At 66.1% G+C, this 17137-nt stretch carries 17 protein-coding genes; 10 read left to right on the top strand and 7 right to left on the bottom strand.

The window, feature by feature from the left end; genetic code table 11:
* Positions 1-177 precede the first annotated feature (177 nt).
* Complete coding sequence (locus A5651_RS01290) at positions 178-1395, bottom strand: acetyl-CoA C-acetyltransferase (RefSeq protein WP_066974760.1); 1218 nt, start codon at positions 1393-1395, stop codon at positions 178-180.
* A 34-nt stretch (positions 1396-1429) separates the two neighbouring features.
* The gene (locus A5651_RS01285; protein ID WP_066974758.1) at positions 1430-2392 is read right to left on the bottom strand and encodes an SGNH/GDSL hydrolase family protein; all 963 of its coding nucleotides are present in this window, start codon (positions 2390-2392) and stop codon (positions 1430-1432) included.
* Positions 2393-2588: 196 nt separating this feature from the next.
* Between A5651_RS01285 and A5651_RS01280 the strand changes: the two genes are divergently transcribed.
* From A5651_RS01280 to A5651_RS01265, 4 genes are all read left to right on the top strand, one after another.
* Positions 2589-3650 carry an alpha/beta hydrolase gene (locus A5651_RS01280; protein ID WP_066974874.1) on the top strand — a complete coding sequence of 354 codons (1062 nt, stop codon included), beginning with the start codon at positions 2589-2591 and terminating at the stop codon, positions 3648-3650.
* Between the two features lie 29 nt (positions 3651-3679).
* Positions 3680-5086: a cystathionine beta-synthase gene (locus A5651_RS01275; RefSeq protein ID WP_066974756.1), complete on the top strand. Its 1407-nt coding sequence runs from the start codon at positions 3680-3682 to the stop codon at positions 5084-5086.
* 113 nt (positions 5087-5199) lie between these two features.
* Complete coding sequence (locus A5651_RS01270; RefSeq protein ID WP_066974872.1) at positions 5200-5829, top strand: RDD family protein; 630 nt, start codon at positions 5200-5202, stop codon at positions 5827-5829.
* Between the two features lie 28 nt (positions 5830-5857).
* Positions 5858-6844 (top strand): hypothetical protein, encoded by a 987-nt coding sequence (locus tag A5651_RS01265; RefSeq protein WP_066974754.1) that lies wholly within the window; start codon positions 5858-5860, stop codon positions 6842-6844.
* A 4-nt stretch (positions 6845-6848) separates the two neighbouring features.
* Here the strand turns inward: A5651_RS01265 and A5651_RS01260 are convergent, their stop codons facing one another.
* Complete coding sequence (locus tag A5651_RS01260) at positions 6849-8012, bottom strand: acyl-CoA dehydrogenase family protein (protein ID WP_156662487.1); 1164 nt, start codon at positions 8010-8012, stop codon at positions 6849-6851.
* Between the two features lie 116 nt (positions 8013-8128).
* On the opposite strand from A5651_RS01260, the gene A5651_RS01255 reads away from it, so the two are divergent.
* Positions 8129-9628, top strand: a complete 1500-nt coding sequence (locus tag A5651_RS01255; RefSeq protein WP_066974752.1) for an FAD-dependent oxidoreductase — start codon at positions 8129-8131, stop codon at positions 9626-9628.
* Here A5651_RS01255 and A5651_RS01250 read toward each other — a convergent pair.
* Complete coding sequence (locus A5651_RS01250) at positions 9596-10423, bottom strand: alpha/beta fold hydrolase (RefSeq protein WP_066974749.1); 828 nt, start codon at positions 10421-10423, stop codon at positions 9596-9598. The genes A5651_RS01255 and A5651_RS01250 overlap by 33 nt on opposite strands.
* Before the next feature lie 46 nt (positions 10424-10469).
* Here A5651_RS01250 and A5651_RS01245 point away from each other — a divergent pair, with 46 nt between their 5' ends.
* A complete protein-coding gene (locus A5651_RS01245) occupies positions 10470-11630 on the top strand; it encodes a cystathionine gamma-synthase (protein WP_066974865.1) in 1161 nt (386 codons plus the stop codon).
* Here the strand turns inward: A5651_RS01245 and A5651_RS01240 are convergent.
* From A5651_RS01240 to A5651_RS01230, 3 genes are all read right to left on the bottom strand, one after another.
* A complete protein-coding gene (locus A5651_RS01240) occupies positions 11622-12284 on the bottom strand; it encodes a GPP34 family phosphoprotein (protein ID WP_066974868.1) in 663 nt (220 codons plus the stop codon). The genes A5651_RS01245 and A5651_RS01240 overlap by 9 nt on opposite strands.
* 38 nt (positions 12285-12322) lie before the next feature.
* Positions 12323-12817, bottom strand: a complete 495-nt coding sequence (gene greA, locus A5651_RS01235; RefSeq protein WP_066974747.1) for a transcription elongation factor GreA — start codon at positions 12815-12817, stop codon at positions 12323-12325.
* Between the two features lie 233 nt (positions 12818-13050).
* Positions 13051-13473 carry a DUF4307 domain-containing protein gene (locus tag A5651_RS01230; protein ID WP_066974745.1) on the bottom strand — a complete coding sequence of 141 codons (423 nt, stop codon included), beginning with the start codon at positions 13471-13473 and terminating at the stop codon, positions 13051-13053.
* A 102-nt stretch (positions 13474-13575) separates the two neighbouring features.
* Here A5651_RS01230 and mca point away from each other — a divergent pair, with 102 nt between their 5' ends.
* Genes mca through A5651_RS01210 form a run of 4 tightly spaced genes read left to right on the top strand, consistent with a single transcriptional unit; the run spans position 13576 to position 17125 of the window.
* Positions 13576-14451 carry a mycothiol conjugate amidase Mca gene (gene mca / locus A5651_RS01225; RefSeq protein WP_066974863.1) on the top strand — a complete coding sequence of 292 codons (876 nt, stop codon included), beginning with the start codon at positions 13576-13578 and terminating at the stop codon, positions 14449-14451.
* Positions 14444-14743: a hypothetical protein gene (locus tag A5651_RS01220; RefSeq protein WP_066974743.1), complete on the top strand. Its 300-nt coding sequence runs from the start codon at positions 14444-14446 to the stop codon at positions 14741-14743. The genes mca and A5651_RS01220 overlap by 8 nt, the downstream gene beginning before the upstream one ends.
* Positions 14743-16743 (top strand): thioredoxin domain-containing protein, encoded by a 2001-nt coding sequence (locus A5651_RS01215; protein ID WP_066974742.1) that lies wholly within the window; start codon positions 14743-14745, stop codon positions 16741-16743. The genes A5651_RS01220 and A5651_RS01215 overlap by 1 nt, the downstream gene beginning before the upstream one ends.
* Positions 16744-16753: 10 nt before the next feature.
* The gene (locus A5651_RS01210) at positions 16754-17125 is read left to right on the top strand and encodes a nuclear transport factor 2 family protein (RefSeq protein ID WP_066974740.1); all 372 of its coding nucleotides are present in this window, start codon (positions 16754-16756) and stop codon (positions 17123-17125) included.
* The last annotated feature ends 12 nt before the right edge of the window (positions 17126-17137 follow it).

Below are 17137 nucleotides of genomic sequence, written 5' to 3'. Positions count from 1 at the left end.
TGTCGATGCTCGAGGGCCCGTTTGTCGGCAGCGAGGCGATAGCCGTTAAAACGAATACCGCGTCCGACGTACTGCATCGCCTCGACCGGCGTGGCATTCGAATCTGCGTAGAGATCGCGAAAATCTCGTGTTTCACGATCTGTTCGCAGAATCGCGGGCGTCGGTGGAACGCCGAAGTCAGCTCAGGCGCTCGATGATCATGGCCATGCCCTGCCCACCGCCGACGCACATCGTCTCCAGGCCGAAGGTCTTGTCGTGGGTCTGCAGATTGTTCAGCAGCGTCGCCGTGATGCGCGCACCCGTCATACCGAATGGATGCCCCAGCGCGATCGCGCCTCCCGAAACGTTCAGCTTGTCGAGGTCCATGCCCAACTCGCGGGCCGAACCGAGTACCTGCACCGCGAACGCCTCATTGATCTCGTAGAGATCGATGTCATCGATCGTCATGCCCGCGTTCGCCAGCGCCTTACGGGTGGCCTCGATGGGCCCGAGGCCCATGATCTCCGGCGACAGCCCGCTCACACCCGTCGCGACAATGCGCGCCAGCGGCGTCAGCCCCAGCTCCTTGGCCTTCGCATCGCTGGTCACGATCACCGCTGCAGCACCGTCATTCAGCGGACAGGCATTACCGGCAGTGACCGTGCCGTTCGGCCGGAACACCGGCTTGAGCTGGCTGACCTTCTCGTAGGTGGTGCCCGCCCTCGGCCCGTCGTCGGTGCTGACCTGCGAGCCGTCCGGCAGCGTCACCGGCGAGATCTCGCGTGCGAAGAATCCGCTCTTGATGGCTTCCTCGGCCCGGTTCTGGCTGCGCACACCCCAGTGATCCTGTTCCTCGCGGCTGATCCCGGTGTGCAGCACGACGTTCTCGGCGGTCTGGCCCATCGCGATGTAGACATCAGGCAGCAGACCGTCCTGACGCGGGTCGTGCCATTTGTCTGCGCCGGCGGCGGCGTTCACCGATCGCTCCTCGGCGTCGGCGAACAGCGGGTTGTGCGTATCGGGCCACCCGTCGGAGGTGCCCTTCGGGAACCGGGACACCGTCTCCACGCCCGCGGAGATGAACGCGCTGCCCTCTCCGGCCTTGATCGCATGGAACGCCATCCGCGTGGTCTGCAGCGACGACGAGCAGTACCGGTTCACCGTCGTGCCGGGTAGGAAGTCGTAGCCCAACTGCACAGCGACCGCGCGGCCGATGTTGAAGCCCGCTTCACCGCCGGGCTGCCCGCAGCCCATGATCAGGTCGTCGATGTCCTTTGGATCCAGCGACGGCACCTTGTCCAGCGCTGCGCGCACCATCTGCGCGGCCAGGTCGTCGGGTCGCATGTCAACCAGCGACCCCTTGCCCGCGCGGCCGATCGGTGAACGTGCGGTCGCGACAATGACGGCTTCACTCATGACGGGCTCCTCAGTAGTGGCTTACTGGGAAAACCTAGCTGGCGGGCACCACGATCGGTGCGGGGACCCCGGTGGAGCGCCGCCACAACCGGCTCATCCCGCCCAGCCGCGAGAGCAGCGTGGGCATCTCGCCGGCCCTGCTCTCCAGCGGCGACGCAGGTTCCGTCGTATAAGTCAACTCTCCCAACGCATTACACAACGCGGGCAGCAGCTGCTTGGCCGCCAACTCGTAACCGGCGCCCGACGGATGGAACATGTCGTCGGAGAAGAATCGTTCGGGCGCCTGCCGGAAGTCGGTCGTCAGCAGGTCTGCCAGCGGCACCGGCACACCGCCGGAGGTTCGGACGGCGGCGGCCTGGGCGCGCGCCAGGCGCAGGCCGCGAGTGCGGGCGATCGTGCGCAGCGGCTGGGGGATGGCGGTGATGACGCCGAAATCGGGACACGTTCCGACCACGACGACGGCTCCGCTGGCCCGCAACCGGCGCACCGCGGCACCCAGCCGCCGGGCCGACGGGGCCACGCCGTGCAGCCGGGTGATGTCGTTGGCGCCGATCATGATGACCGCCGCATCGGGGGGTGGACCCGCCACGAACATCGCATCGATTTGGCCCGACAACCCCTTCGACGTGGCGCCGACGATAGCCTTGGTGCTCAGCCGGATCCGTTTGCCAGACGCCTCGGCCAGGTTGCGGGCGATGATCACCCCTGGAACTTCTTCGGCGGTACGGGCGCCGTAGCCCGTCGCGGTGGAGTCACCGAAGACCATCAAATGCAGGTCAAACGGCACGCCGCGGTGCCAGCGCTCGACCGGGCCGCCGGCGGGGCTGTAGACGCCGTCCGCGCGTGGCGGGACGTTCCAGGATTTCGGTATGACGCGTCGAGCCTGGTCAGCCTGGCCACTCAGGAAGCTGCGGGCTCCGACGTAGGCGGAACCTGTGCCTGCGAGCGCGGCCGCTGCTGCGAGGGCGGTCGACCGGCGCCATGCCCGGATCCTCACGAAGGCCAGTTTATGGCGAATTCTAGGGATACCCGCGTGGCGAGGCAGGATCTGCGATCACGTTGCGATATCAAGTCGGGTATTGAATAAGTTTCGTTGATTGTTGTATTGGCTATATATGTCAAGCTATGTTCACCGGGGTCGGCCGAGCAACGAGCCACCCCCGGGCACTACGTCGGCGTAGGAAGTGGTGGCGATGACGGCACCAAGTAAGGTTCCCACGACCCCTCGTGCTGTGATTTATGCAGCTAAGGGTCACAAACCTCGCAAGTTTCCTGTCAGCGACGGGGCGCCTGTAGAGGTCATCGAAGACGGTCCCAGCCTGGGCGGACGGATGCTCGCGCTGGGCGCAATGCTCACCATCCGGCCGGCTCTGGCTATCGGTAGCTACGCCCCGCGGCTCCCGTGGCCGTTCGGTGTCGTCGACTTCGCGTGCCGCGTTCTCAAGCCCGCGCCGGGCACCGTCCGGGCAACGATCGCCCTACCGAAGTGCAACGCCCAGCTGGTCCGGGCCGCCGGCGTCCTGCCGGCCGACGGCAACCGCCGCGTCGTTCTCTACATGCACGGCGGCGCGTTCCTGACCTGTGGTGTGAACAGCCACGGCCGCCTGACCGAGGCGTTGTCGAAGTTTGCCGACAGCCCTGTGCTCGTCGTCAACTACCGGATGATCCCCAAGCATTCCGTCGGCATGGCGGTCGACGACTGCTATGACGCCTACAAGTGGCTGCGGCTGAAGGGTTACGAACCCGACCAGATCGTTCTCGCAGGCGACTCCGCCGGCGGCTACCTGGCGCTTGCGTTGGCCGAGAAGCTGCAGCAGGAGGGCTTGGCGGGTGAGACGCCTGCGGCCATCGTCACTTTGTCGCCGTTGTTCGAGATCGACAACACCGCACGCGCCAACCACCCGAACATCCATTCCGATGCGATGTTGCCGCCGAAGGCCTTCCACGCGCTGATCGAGCTGGTGGAGGCGGCCGCCGAACGCAATATCGTCGATGGCAAGCCCGAAGAGGTCTACGAGCCGCTCGACCACATCGAGCCGGGATTGCCGCGCACGCTGATCCATGTATCCGGCTCCGAGGTCCTGCTCAACGACGCCCGCAAGGCGGCCCACATGCTGGCGGCCGCAGGGGTGCCGGTGGAGGTCCGGGTGTGGCCCGGCCAGATGCATGTCTTCCAGATCGCCGGCTCGGCGGTCAAGGAGGCCAGGCGGTCGCTGCGTCAGATCGGCGACTACATCCGAGAGGCCACCTGGTAAGAGTTCCGCCCGCCTGAGACGATGTGCGTATGCGCATCGCCTCGCACGTCAGTGAGCTCATCGGCAACACCCCTCTGGTTGAGCTGAATTCGGTTGCCCCGAAAGGCGGCGGCAGGATCGCCGCCAAGATCGAGTACTTGAACCCGGGCGGCAGCGCCAAGGACCGCATCGCGGTGAAGATGATCGACGCGGCAGAAGCCAGCGGCGAACTGAAGCCCGGCGGCACCATCGTCGAGCCGACGTCCGGAAACACGGGTGTGGGCCTGGCGCTCGTCGCCCAGCGGCGCGGATACAAATGCGTCTTCGTCTGCCCGGACAAGGTGAGCGAGGACAAGCAGAACGTGTTGCGCGCCTACGGCGCCGAGGTCGTGGTGTGCCCGACGGCGGTGCCGCCCGACCATCCCGACAGCTACTACAGCGTCTCCAACCGCCTCGTCGGCGAAATCGAAGGGGCTTGGAAACCCGACCAGTACTCCAATCCGATGGGGCCCGAAAGCCACTACGAGACCACCGGTCCCGAGATCTGGAACGATACCGATGGCACGGTGACGCACTTCGTCGCCGGTGTCGGCACGGGCGGCACCATCACCGGCGCAGGGCGGTACCTCAAGGAGGTTTCCGCGGGGCGTCCAGAGGGTCCCGTTCGCATCATCGGCGCCGACCCCGAGGGCTCGGTCTATTCCGGAGGCACCGGGCGGCCGTACCTCGTCGAAGGGGTCGGTGAGGACTTCTGGCCGGCGGCGTACGACCCGTCCGTGCCCGACGAGATCATCGCCGTCTCCGACGCCGACTCGTTCGACATGACACGCCGCCTCGCCAGCGAAGAAGCACTTCTGGTCGGCGGATCCTGCGGAATGGCCGTAGTCGCCGCGATCGAGGTGGCACAGAAAGCCGGACCGGATTCGCTTGTGGTGGTGCTGCTTCCGGACGGCGGACGCGGTTATATGTCAAAGGTTTTCAACGATGCATGGATGTCGTCGTACGGATTCCTGCGCAGCAGGCTCGGCGGCTCCGTCGAGCAGGCCACGGTCGGGGATGTGTTGCGGGGCAAGTCTGGCGCGCTGCCCGACCTGGTGCACACGCATCCGTCGGAGACGGTGCGCGACGCGATCGGGATCCTGCGCGAATACGGCGTGTCCCAAATGCCGGTCGTCGGTGCCGAACCGCCGGTGATGGCCGGCGAGGTTGCGGGCAGTGTCAGCGAGCGTGAATTGCTGTCGGCCGTTTTCGAAGGCCGGGCCAAGCTCGCCGACGCGGTGTCGCAGCACATGTTGCCGCCGCTGCCGTTGATCGGTGCCGGCGAATTGGTCAGCCAGGCCGCGAAAGCGCTTCGCGACTGCGACGCCGTCATGGTGGTCGAGGAAGGCAAGCCCGTCGGCGTGCTGACCCGCCACGACCTCCTCGGATTCCTGTCCGACGGCAACTTTCGGCGTTAACCCGGCGTCGCCGGTATAACACGCCGCACGGTTTTGTCGAAGACCCTGCGGTAAGCAACTTCTCAGGTACATTAAGCACGCTTGGTCCCAGCTAATGGAACTGGAAGGTGTCCATGACCGATCAACCGCCACCTCCGCCGGGAAATTATCCGCCACCGCCGCCTCCGCAGGGTGGATATCCGCCGCCACCGCCACCGGGCGGTGGCTTCCCGCCGCCGCAGCAGGGCGGCTTCGCGCCACAGGCCACTGGCGCATTGCCGAAAGAGGCTTATACGCCGTGGGGTACGCGGGTGTTGGCGTACATCATCGACTACATTCCGGTCCTCATCATCGAGGGCATCGGCTGGTTGCTGTTGATAGGAACCCGCGAAACCGCCTGCGTCACCGACACATCGGAATACGAACTCGGCGAATTCTGCGCAGAGGGCGCGTCGACGATCGGTCAGCTTTCCATCGCGCTGGCCGGCTTGATCGCTCTGGCCTATGTGATCTGGAACCTCGGCTATCGCCAGGGCACCACGGGATCCAGCATCGGCAAGGGCATCATGAAGTTCAAGATAGTGAGCGAAAAGACGGGCCAGCCAATCGGTTTCGGAATGTCGGTCGTCCGCGAACTGATCTATTTGGTGTTCGGCGGCCTGTGCTTCATCATCTGGCTGATCGCGGTGCTGTTCCCACTGTGGGACGACAAGCGCCAGACGCTCGTGGACAAGATCGTCTCCACGATCGCGGTTCCGCTCTGATCGTCGACGTGCGACCTCGGGAAGTTTGATGACGAATCCACCGCCTCCCCATCCGCCCGGCGGCGGTTATCCTCCGCCGGGGCAGGGCAATTACCCGCCACCCGGACAGGGCGGTTATCCGCCGCCCCCTCCGCCCGGCGGTTACCCACCGCCGCCCCAGCAGGGCGGTTACCCGCCGACGCCACCCCCGAGCGGTTACCCGCCACCACCGCAGCAAGGTGGCTATCCACCGCCGCCGCCAGGTGCGCCGGGATATCCGCCGGGTCAACCGGGATATCCGCCCGCAGGGCCGGGATACGGTGGGCCACAAGCGTTTAACGTCGGCGAAGCGTTCTCGTGGGCATGGAACAAGTTCAGCAAGAACGCCGGTCCGCTCATCGTCGCGACGCTGGTCTACGGCCTGATCACCATCGTGCTGCAGGTCGTCATCAACCTGCTCGAGGCGGCGGTCAGCCCTGGGGCGAGTAGTTACACGTCGGACAGCAGCGGTTTCTCCTTTGCGTGGAGCCCGTTTTCCGGGGGGCCCGTTGCGATCCTGATCTCGATCGTGGGATGGGTTGTTTCGCTGATCGTCAATGCCGCAATCCAATCCGCGTATATCGGCGGCGTGCTCGATATCGCCAACGGCCAGCAGGTGTCGGTCGGCTCGTTCTTCCGGCCGCGCAACATCGGTCAGGTGATCGTCGCCGGGTTGATCGTCGGCATCATCACGACGGTCGGGTTTTTCCTGTGCGTCATTCCCAGCCTACTGGCCAGCATCATGTTGCTCTTCACCGTGGTGGCGCTGCTGGACCGCAACCTGTCGGCCGTCGACGCGGTCAAGACGAGCTTCGACACCAGCAAGGCGAACTTCGGCAACGCGTTCCTCACGTGGCTGGTGTTTGTGGTGACCATCCTGGTCGGAGCGCTGGTCTGCGGTATCGGCCTGCTGGTCGCGGTGCCGGTAGCGACGCTGTTCCTGGTGTACTCATGGCGCCGGATCACCGGCGGTCAGGTCGCCCCGCTCACCCCTTAGTTGTTCATCGGAAAGCGCTGACACCCGTCAGCGCTTCTCCGATGACCAGTTGGTGCACCTCGGACGTGCCTTCGTAGGTCAACACCGACTCGAGGTTGTTGGCGTGCCGAATCACCGGGTACTCCAGCGTGATTCCGTTGGCGCCCAACAGCGTTCGGCATTGGCGTGCGATCTTGATCGCTTCGCGGCAGTTGTTCAGCTTGCCGACGCTGACCTGCTCCGGTCGGATGCGCCCGTCATCCTTGAGCCGGCCCAAATGCAGCGCCAGCAGCTGCGCCTTGCTGAGTTCGACGGCCATATCCGCGATCTTCGCCTGCGTCAGTTGATATCCCGCCAGGGGCTTGTCGAACACCTCGCGGATCCCCACGTACTCGAGGGTGGTCTGCAAGCAGTCCCGCGCGGCGCCGACGCTGCCGAACACGATGCCGAAGCGAGCCTCGGACAGGCAGGCTAGCGGTCCCGACAGGCCCCGCGCCTCCGGCAGCTGCGCTTCGGCGGGTAGCCGCACATCGTCGAGGTGCAGTTCCGAGGTCACCGACGCCCGCAGGGACAATTTCCGCTTCATGTCGGTGGCGGTGAATCCCTTTGTGCCGGCGGGCACGAGAAATCCACGCACCCCTTCTTCGGCCCTGGCCCACACCACCGCGACGTCGGCGACCGACCCGTTGGTGATCCACATCTTCGATCCATTGAGGATCCAGTCGGAGCCGTCGCGGCGCGCGGTGGTGCGCATGCCGCCGGGATTGGAGCCGAAGTCGGGCTCGGTCAGCCCGAAACAGCCGATCGCGTCGCCGGTGGCCATCGACGGCAGCCACTGCTGGCGCTGCTCCTGGCTGCCGTGCCGGTGGATGGCGAACATGGCCAACGACCCCTGCACCGAAACGAGGCTACGCAACCCGCTGTCCACCGCCTCGAGCTCCTGGCAGACCAGCCCGTAGGCAGTGGCGGTCGAGCCGCCGCAGCCGTACCCCCGCAGATGCATGCCCAGCACGCCGAGCTTGCCGAAGTCGGCGGCTAGCTCGCGAACCGGCACCTCACCGGCCTCGAACCACTCGGCAATGTGCGGGCGCAGCCGCTGTTCACCGAACCGGCGGATCGTTTCGCGCAGCTCTTTGTCTTCCGGCGTCAGCAGCGAGTCGAGGTCAAGAAGGTCATCGATGGCGCTCATGGTCCATGTCTACACCGTGGCGTGCTCGACGAATCTCTCCGATGGAGTAGTCGACTACTCCATCGCCGCCGGTGTCTGCGGCCGACAATCACCTCACCTGGAGAAAGGGGTCAACGATGACCACCCTTGAACCCGCTAACTCCGACGTCGCCGTCGAGAGTTGCGACGTCTGCATCGTCGGCGCCGGCGTCACGGGGCTCAACGCCCTGTTCGTCGCCAGCCAGTATCTGTCGCGCGATCAGAAGGTCATCCTGGTCGATCGACGGCCACGCGTCGGTGGCATGTGGGTGGACACCTACCCGTACGTGCGGCTGCACCAACCACATCCGATGTTCACCGCGGGGAACATCGCATGGACGCTGGGCAGGGACCGCTCGTATCTGGCGACCCAGGGTGAGGTGCTCGACCACTTCGCGCACTGCCTTGACGTCTTGAAGGAACGGGTCCGCGTCGACGAGTACTTCGGTTGGGAGGTCGAGTCGCACGACGAGGCACCCGGCGCCGTCCGGATCACGTGCAGTTCGGCCGACGGCCGACGCCTCGTCATCGAGACAAAGCGGTTGATCAAGGCCTACGGCTTCGCGCCCCGGCCCAACGATCCGTTGCAACTTTCCTCCCGGCGAGTGCACTCGGTGTCGCCGAACTACTGCGATGTGCGTGGAGAGGAGATGCGGGGCCGGAACCCGGTATGGGTGATCGGTGGCGGCAAGACGGCGATGGACACCGCGCATGCGCTGATCATCAATTATCCCGGTCGTGAGGTGAACCTGGTGGCGGGGTCGGGCACCTACTTCCTGAGTCGCGACCGCGTGCTGCCGACCGGTGCCGCCAGATGGTGGCGCGGCAAGTCGTTCAACGCGCTGGCGCTGGGTGTGACACGTCGCTTTGATGGCACCAACGAAGACGCCGTCAACGAGTGGTTCAGAGACACCTACGGCGTTCACCTGACGCCGCGCACCGGCAATTTCCTATTGGGACTGATGTCCGAATCGGAGAACACGACGATCGCCGCAGGCTTGAACACCGTGGTGATGGACCATCTCGTCGATGTCGTCGACCGCGATGGCTGCACCCAGCTTGTTTTCCGCAGTGGGGCAACGAAAGTCATCGAGCCGGGCAGTTGGATCGTGAATTGCACGGGATACTTCTCCTACAGAGATGACCTTCCCTACGAGCCCTACGCGTCGCCGAGCGGAGCGGTGCTGTCGATCAATCCGCGGTCGGCCACGCTTCAGTTGACCACGTTCATGGGCTATTTCATGACGCATCTGATGATGCTGGGAATGCTCAATGACATCCCCTTGTATGAGCTCGATGCCATGGAGCTACGGCACAGAGCCAATCCGGTATTCCCGCTGACGATTTTCACGCTGGCGATGCACAACATAAGCCTGATCACCGACGAAGTGCCTCGTAAGGTGTTCTCCCAGTGCGGGATCGACGTCAATCGCTGGTATCCGTTGCCACGCCGGGCGCTGGACCTCGCGCAGTTCATGCTCCTGCACCGGCGGGAACGCGAGCACCTGCGTCACAGCCTCGACACCGTGCGCGAGCGGTTCGACGTCCGGTGCGGCCCGCTCGGACTAGGGGTGGGTGCCGAACCAGTCAAGCAATAGCTCGGCGGTCGCGTCGGGTCGCTCGTCGAGAATCCAGTGCGAGACGCCCGTGAGCACCTCATACCGGTACTCGCCGGTGACATAGTCGGCGCAGAGTCGTGCGCCCTTCTCCTTCAAGGCAATATCTTTATCGCTCCAGACGTACATCGTCGGAACGTCGACCTTGCGCCTGACCTCCTTCGGGTTGCTCAACGGCATGGCCCGGTACCAGTTCAGCGCGGCAGTCAACGCGCCGGGCTCCTGGATGGCCTTCACCTCTGCGTGCGCAAGCTCGGGCGACGATCGAGAGTCCAGGTATCCCTTCTGGGCGCGGGGGTGCGACAGGAACCGCTCGGGTATCCACGGCAGCTGGAAGAACAGCATGTACCAGGATGCGAGTGCCTGGCGGCTGGTGGCGATGGCCTTGAGGAACGCGGCCGGGTGTGGGACGGACAGCGAAGTCAGCGTGGACAGGCGATCGGGATGCTCCTGGGCGACGTACCACGCGACGGCGGCGCCCCAGTCGTGGCCGACCAGGTGCACTTTCTGCGCACCGCTGGCCTCGATCAGCGCCGCGACGTCGCCGACGAGTTCGGTGTTGCGGTAGTCCCGTCGGCGTTTCGGTCGGGCGCCGGCGGAGTAACCGCGCTGCAGCGGCGCAAGGCAGCGGTAGCCCCGTGCGCCTAACCGGTCGATGATCGGCTGCCACATCAGGTGCAGCTCGGGGAAACCGTGCAGCAGGACGACCACCGGTCCGTCGGCCGGTCCTGCGTCGATGACGTCGAATACGAGCTCGCCGCGGCGGAACTGTTCCATCGCCTGACGATATCCCGTATGGGGATCCTGGTTACGCTGAGCGGTGATGAGTGAGAACAGCAGGTGGCAGGGTTTGGCCACCAAAGCCATCCACGCCGGCTTCCGCCCCGACCCGCAGACCGGCGCCGTCAACGCTCCGATCTATGCAACTTCGACGTTCGCCCAGGACGGCGTCGGCGGGCTGCGCGGCGGCTTCGAGTACGCCCGCACCGGCAACCCGACCCGCGCGGCGCTGGAAGCGTCGTTGGCGGCGGTCGAGGAGGCGACGTTCGGGCGGGCGTTCAGCTCCGGGATGGCCGCGACGGACTGTGCGCTGCGGGCGCTGCTGCATCCCGGCGATCACGTCGTGATGCCCGACGACGCTTACGGTGGCACGTTCCGTCTGATCGACAAGGTGTTCACTCAGTGGGGCATCGAGTACACCGCGGTGGCCCTGTCCGACCTCGACGCCGTGCGCGCGGCCATCACATCGCGAACCAAGCTGATCATCGTCGAGACACCGACCAATCCGCTGCTGTCGATCGCCGACATCAGCGCGATAGCTCAAACCGCCGCGTCGTCGGGGCCGCAGCCGAAGGTGTTGGTGGACAACACGTTTGCCTCGCCGGCCCTGCAGCAGCCGCTGCCGCTCGGGGCGGACATCGTGTTGCATTCGACGACGAAATACATTGGCGGGCACTCCGATGTCGTCGGCGGCGCGCTGCTGACCAATGACGGGGAACTCGACGAGAAGTTCGCGTTCCTGCAGAACGGCGCAGGCGCGGTGCCGGGGCCGTTCGACGCCTACCTGACCATGCGCGGGCTGAAGACGCTGGTGCTGCGCATGCAACGGCACAGCGACAACGCGGGCCTGGTGGCCGAGTTCCTATCGAACCATCCCGCGATCGAGACCGTGCTCTATCCCGGCCTGCCCAGCCATCCAGGCCATGACGTCGCGGCCAAGCAGATGAGCGCTTTCGGCGGCATGGTGTCGGTGCGGCTGCGCGGTGGCATCGAAGCCGCTCGCCAGTTCTGCTCGCGGACAGAGGTTTTCATCCTCGCCGAGTCGCTCGGCGGGGTGGAATCACTGATCGAGCATCCCGGCGCGATGACGCATGCGTCGACGGCGGGGTCGCAACTGGAGGTGCCCGACGACCTGGTCCGGCTTTCGGTGGGCATCGAGGATTCGGCGGACCTGCTCGCCGACCTGGAGCAGGCGTTACGTTAGCGCTGGCCGCAGCGCCGACGCGGTGACCGCCAGGTTCATCTCGGGCAACGCGGTTTCGTACTCGTCGATCCAACTGCCGCCGGCGATTTCGCTGGCCCGCATGTGTACCCACCTCCACCCGCGGTCGTTGAGGCTCAGCAGCGCGCCAAGCCCGTCCACGGCGTGCAGCAGCGAGACGATCGCCGCCGTCGGCGGAGTGGGCGGCTCCCGGTCGAACAGGGCCGCCAGCAGCGCCGCGCGGGCCTGCGTCAGCCGTTCGCGGTTGACCACCGGCCACGACGTGTGGTGGCCGAATGGCTTGCTCTGCAACTGAACTTGCTGGATCTGCCCGGTGCGCTCGAGGTGGCCGACGATGGTGTCCTGCACCCGGTGCCGCAGTTTGGAAACGGCGGCCGCGGGCGTCAGCGGCCGCTGCGCCAGCAGTTCGAACGCCGGGTCGACGATGGGATCGATTGGCATGGGCCCGGCCAGCGCCACCAACTTGCCCGGCGGCACGGGTTCACCATTCACGGAGGGTCGGACACGGCACAACAGTGCGAGGTCGAGGAGTACTGCGCCCGACAGCACGCGGCTGCGTCGTGTCCGGTCGAGACCGGGCTGCGAGTCGGCGTTGTCCAACAGCAGCAAAAACAAGTCCTCGGCGATCTGCGCCACGGACGGCACTTTAACGCGCTGGTTCCGGCAGGCTCGCGTCAGGAGTGGTAGGGCTCGGCCTTGACCAGGGTGACCTTGACCGTGCTCCCGTTGGGCACAGTGTAGGTGCGGCTCTCGCCTTCCTTCGCGTCGATCAGGGCGCTGCCCAGCGGGGACGCCGGCGAGTAGACCTCGAGCTTGCCGTCGCTGACGCCTTCCTGGCGGGTGGCGATGAGGAAGGTTTCTTTGTCCGACTTGTCGTCGCCGTAGTAGACGGTCACGACCGAACCGGGCAGGGCGACGCCGGACTGCTTGGGGGCCTCGCCCACCTTCGCGTTGTTCAGCAGCTCCTGCAGTTGGCGGATGCGGGCCTCCTGCTGGCCCTGCTCTTCGCGCGCGGCGTGGTAGCCACCGTTTTCCCGCAGGTCGCCTTCTTCGCGGCGGTCGTTGATTTCCGCAGCGATGATCGGCCGGTTGGCGATGAGCTGGTCGAGCTCGGCCTTCAGGCGGTCATGTGCCTCCTGGGTCAGCCAGGTGACCTGGGTGTCGGTCATGTCGTCGCGCTCCTGTCGTCGTCTTCGCGCTTCTCGCGTATTGAAGTCCGTGCGTCTTCTGCTGGGAGCTCGGTATGTATTGCCACATCGGCAAGCGCCTAATCAACGCGCAAAAGCAGCAATACACGGCCCCAGCAGGAACCGTGTATCAGACGATGCTACCACCGCCGCGACAGCGCAGATTCACGTATTGGCTGTTCGACGTTTGTTGCCAGGCGGCCTCGGCGCGGGTATCAGGACGCCACCAGATAACCCGGCACGTCGGTGCCGCAGCCATACACGTCGCCCATCACCGGCGGCCGGGTCGCCTTGACGGTGGTGGTCACGTTGACCGTGTCCTGCGTCGACGGCGGCACCAGCACCTCGCGGCGGCCGGTCTCGCTGCCGTCGATCGCGCGGGCGCGCACGATGCACACCACTGGGCGCGAGGGGTCGGCCCGGGTGACCTTGATCGTCACCGACAGCGTCTCGTCGTCGACCAGCTGATAGCCGCCGAGTTCGCCCTGCACGTCGCCCCTGCCCAGCCGCTGTGAGCCGACGATCGCCACAATCACGCCGGCCACCAGGACAAGCGCGGTCAGGCCCACCGCCCACCAGCGACGTGACCTGCGTGACATGCGCTGCCGCCCGTAGCGGGCTGCGGGACGATCAATCAAGGGTTCGGTGCCCCGTCGGTCGGCTACATCTACTAGGACTGGAACTATAGGGCTACCGAATCGGTTGGAACGTTCGGTGTGATTCGAATGATGAGGGACCAGTTGAAAGAGCTGCGGTTGATGGCCGTACACGCGCACCCGGACGACGAGTCCAGCAAGGGTGCCGCCACCACGGCCCGCTACGCCGCCGAGGGTGCGCGGGTGATGGTGGTGACCCTCACCGGCGGTGAGCGCGGAGACATCCTCAATCCGGCGATGGATCTGCCCGATGTGCACGGCCGGATGCCCGAGATCCGTCGCGACGAGATGCGCAAGGCCGCCGAGATCCTCGGGGTCGAACATTGCTGGCTGGGTTTCGTCGACTCCGGGCTGCCCGAGGGCGATCCGCCGCCGCCCTTGCCCGAGGGTTGCTTTGCGCTAGAACCGCTGGAGGTGCCCACCGCCGCGCTGGTGAAGGTGATCCGCGAGTTCAAGCCGCACGTGATGACAACCTACGACGAGAACGGGGGCTATCCGCACCCCGACCACATCCGCTGCCACCAGGTGTCGGTCGCCGCCTACGAAGCCGCCGCCGACTACCGGCTGTATCCCGAAGCGGGCGAACCATGGGCCGTCAAGAAGCTTTATTACAACCACGGGTTCCTGCGTAAGCGCATGCAGCTGCTGCAGGAGGAGTTCGCCAAGCACGGCCAGACCGGGCCGTTCGAAAAATGGCTCAAGCACTGGGATCCGGAGTTCGACGTGTTCGCCGACCGGGTGACGACGCGGGTCGAGTGCTCGGAGTACTTCTCCCAGCGCGACGACGCCCTGCGCGCCCACGCCACGCAGATAGACCCGGACGGCGACTTCTTCGCCGCTCCGATCGAATGGCAGCAACGCCTTTGGCCCACAGAGGAATTCGAGCTGGCACGGTCGCGGGTGCCGGTCAGCCTGCCCGAAACCGATCTGTTCGCAGGCATCGAGCCCGACGATGACTGACCCCGTCGTGATACTCGCCGGCCTGCTGGCCGAGGGGCCCAAGGACACCGGACCGGATTTCGGCAAGGCGAGCCCGTTTGGTCTGCTGATCGTCGTGCTGCTGCTGATCGGCACCTTCTTCCTGGTGCGCTCGATGAACCGGCACCTGCGCAAGCTGCCGGAGTCGTTCCCGGGCAAGGAATCCGAGGAGTCCGCCGAGGACACCGCCGAACTGGGTTCGGCCGAGGACACCGCCGAACTGGGTTCGGACGGCAAGGACGGCAAGGACGGCAAGGACGGCAAGGTGCCCTGATGGCACACCCGGGCAATCTCCTCGCCGAGGCAACCAGCCCGTATCTACGCCAGCACGCTGACAACCCCGTGCACTGGCGCCAGTGGACACCTGACGCGCTGGCCGAGGCGGCATCGCGGGACGTGCCGATCCTGCTGTCGATCGGGTACGCGGCCTGCCACTGGTGCCACGTGATGGCCCACGAGTCCTTCGAGGACGCCGAAGTTGCAGCCGCCATGAACGCCGGGTTCGTGTGCATCAAGGTCGACCGCGAGGAACGCCCCGACATCGATTCGGTGTACATGACCGCAACCGTCGCGCTGACCGGGCAGGGTGGCTGGCCGATGACCTGCTTTCTGACCCCCGACGGCAGACCCTTCTTCTGCGGTACCTACTACCCGAAGCCACAGTTCCTGCAGTTGCTCGCCGCAATTTCCGAAACATGGCACAACCGCCGCGCCGAGGTCGAGCAAGCCTCCGATCACATCATCGGCGAGCTGCGGTCGATGGCGTCCGGGCTGCCGGGCGGTGGACCCGCCGTGGAGCCCGGACTGTGTGACCACGCCGTCGCCGGCGTGCTGGAAGAGGAGGACACGACAAAGGGCGGCTTCGCTGGTGCGCCGAAGTTCCCGCCGTCGGCCCTGCTGGAAGCGTTGTTGCGCAACCACGAACGCACCGGTGAGCGCGCGCCGCTGGCCGCCGTGGAACGCACCGCAATGGCCATGGCGCGGGGCGGAATCTATGACCAGCTCGCAGGCGGATTCGCCCGCTACAGCGTCGACGACTCCTGGGTGGTGCCGCACTTCGAGAAAATGCTCTACGACAACGCGCTGCTGCTGCGAGCCTACGCCCACTGGGCGCGCCGCACCCGAAATCCGTTGGCGGTCAAGATCACCCGTGAAACGGCCCGTTTCCTGATCGATGATCTGGGCGCCGACGGGATGTTCACCTCGTCGCTCGACGCCGACGCGGCAGGGCAGGAGGGGCTCACCTACGTCTGGTCGCCTGCGCAACTGACAGAAGTCCTCGACGCCGACGACGGGCGCTGGGCCGCAGCGCTTTTCGGTGTCACCGATAGCGGAACGTTCGAGCGGGGCACATCGGTGCTGCAGCTACCCGCCGACCCGGACGACCCCGCGCGGTTCGAGCGGGTGCGGACGGCGCTGCTGGCCGCACGCCTGACGCGGCCCCAGCCCGGACGCGACGAGAAGATCGTCACGGCGTGGAACGGCTGGGCGGTCACCGCGCTGGCCGAAGCGAGCGTGGCGCTGGCCGAACCCGAATTCCTCGACGCCGCAACGCGATGCGCCCGCGCGCTGCTCGACCTGCATCTGGTCGACGGGCGGCTGCGCCGCGCCAGCTTGGGCGGGCGGGCCGGTGACAGCCCCGCCATCCTGGAGGACTATGCGACGCTGGCCACCGGATTGCTGACGCTGCACCAGATCACCGGTGAAGCGCAATGGTTGGACGCCGCAACCGGATTGCTCGACACTGCCTTGGCGCACTTCCCCGACCGGGACCGCTCCGGCCGCTGGTTCGACACCGCAGACGACGCCGACCAATTGCTGGTCCGGCCCGCCGATCCGCTGGACGGTGCAACGCCGTCGGGCGCGTCGTCGATGGCCGAAGCGTTGCTCACGGCCGCGCATCTGGCAGCAGGGCCCCGCGCCGAGATGTACGCATCGGCGGCCGCAGAGACGCTGTCGGCGGCGACGCCGGTATTGGCGAGGCTCCCCCGATCGGGCGGCCACTGGCTGGCCGTCGCCGAGGCGGCGGTGCGCGGCCCCATTCAGATCGCCGTTGCCACAGCGGGTTTGGACTCGCCGCTGTTAACGGCTGCCCGCAGGATGGCGCCGGGCGGCGCGGTGGTGGTCGGCGGCGCGGTGAACTCGTCAGAGCTTCTGATCGATCGCGATCAGGTCGACGGCGCCGACGCCGCCTATGTGTGCCGCGGCCGGGTGTGCGATCTGCCCGTCACCACCATCGGGGACCTTGCGTCCGCGTTGGGTCGGGGCGTGTAGCGTTCGGCGCATGTCGACGCCCGAAGACAACGCCAAGACCGTCAAGCGATACCTCGAGCTCGCCGCGCAAGGCAAGGTCGACGACATCGTCGACCTGTACGCGGACGACGGAACGGTCGAGGATCCGGTCGGCAGCGAGGTGCACATCGGGCGGCAGGCTGTGCACGGCTTCTACTCGCAGATTCCGGCGGGCAACAACACGACTGAGATGTTCACGCTGCGCGCACTCGGCAACGAGGCGGCCTTTCATTGGGCGCTGATGGTCGAGCTTTCGGGCAACCGGATGTGCATCGACATCATCAGCACAATGACGTTCACTGACGACGGCAAGATCGCCTCGATGAAGGCCTATTGGGGTCCCGAGAACATGACTGCGGCGTGATTTCGGCGTGCT

The sequence above is a fragment of the Mycobacterium sp. 1274761.0 genome (assembly GCF_001668615.1).
GTDB lineage: Bacteria > Actinomycetota > Actinomycetes > Mycobacteriales > Mycobacteriaceae > Mycobacterium.
The sequence above is the reverse complement of the archived record's forward strand: the minus strand, read 5'-3'. Positions and strand labels throughout refer to the sequence as shown.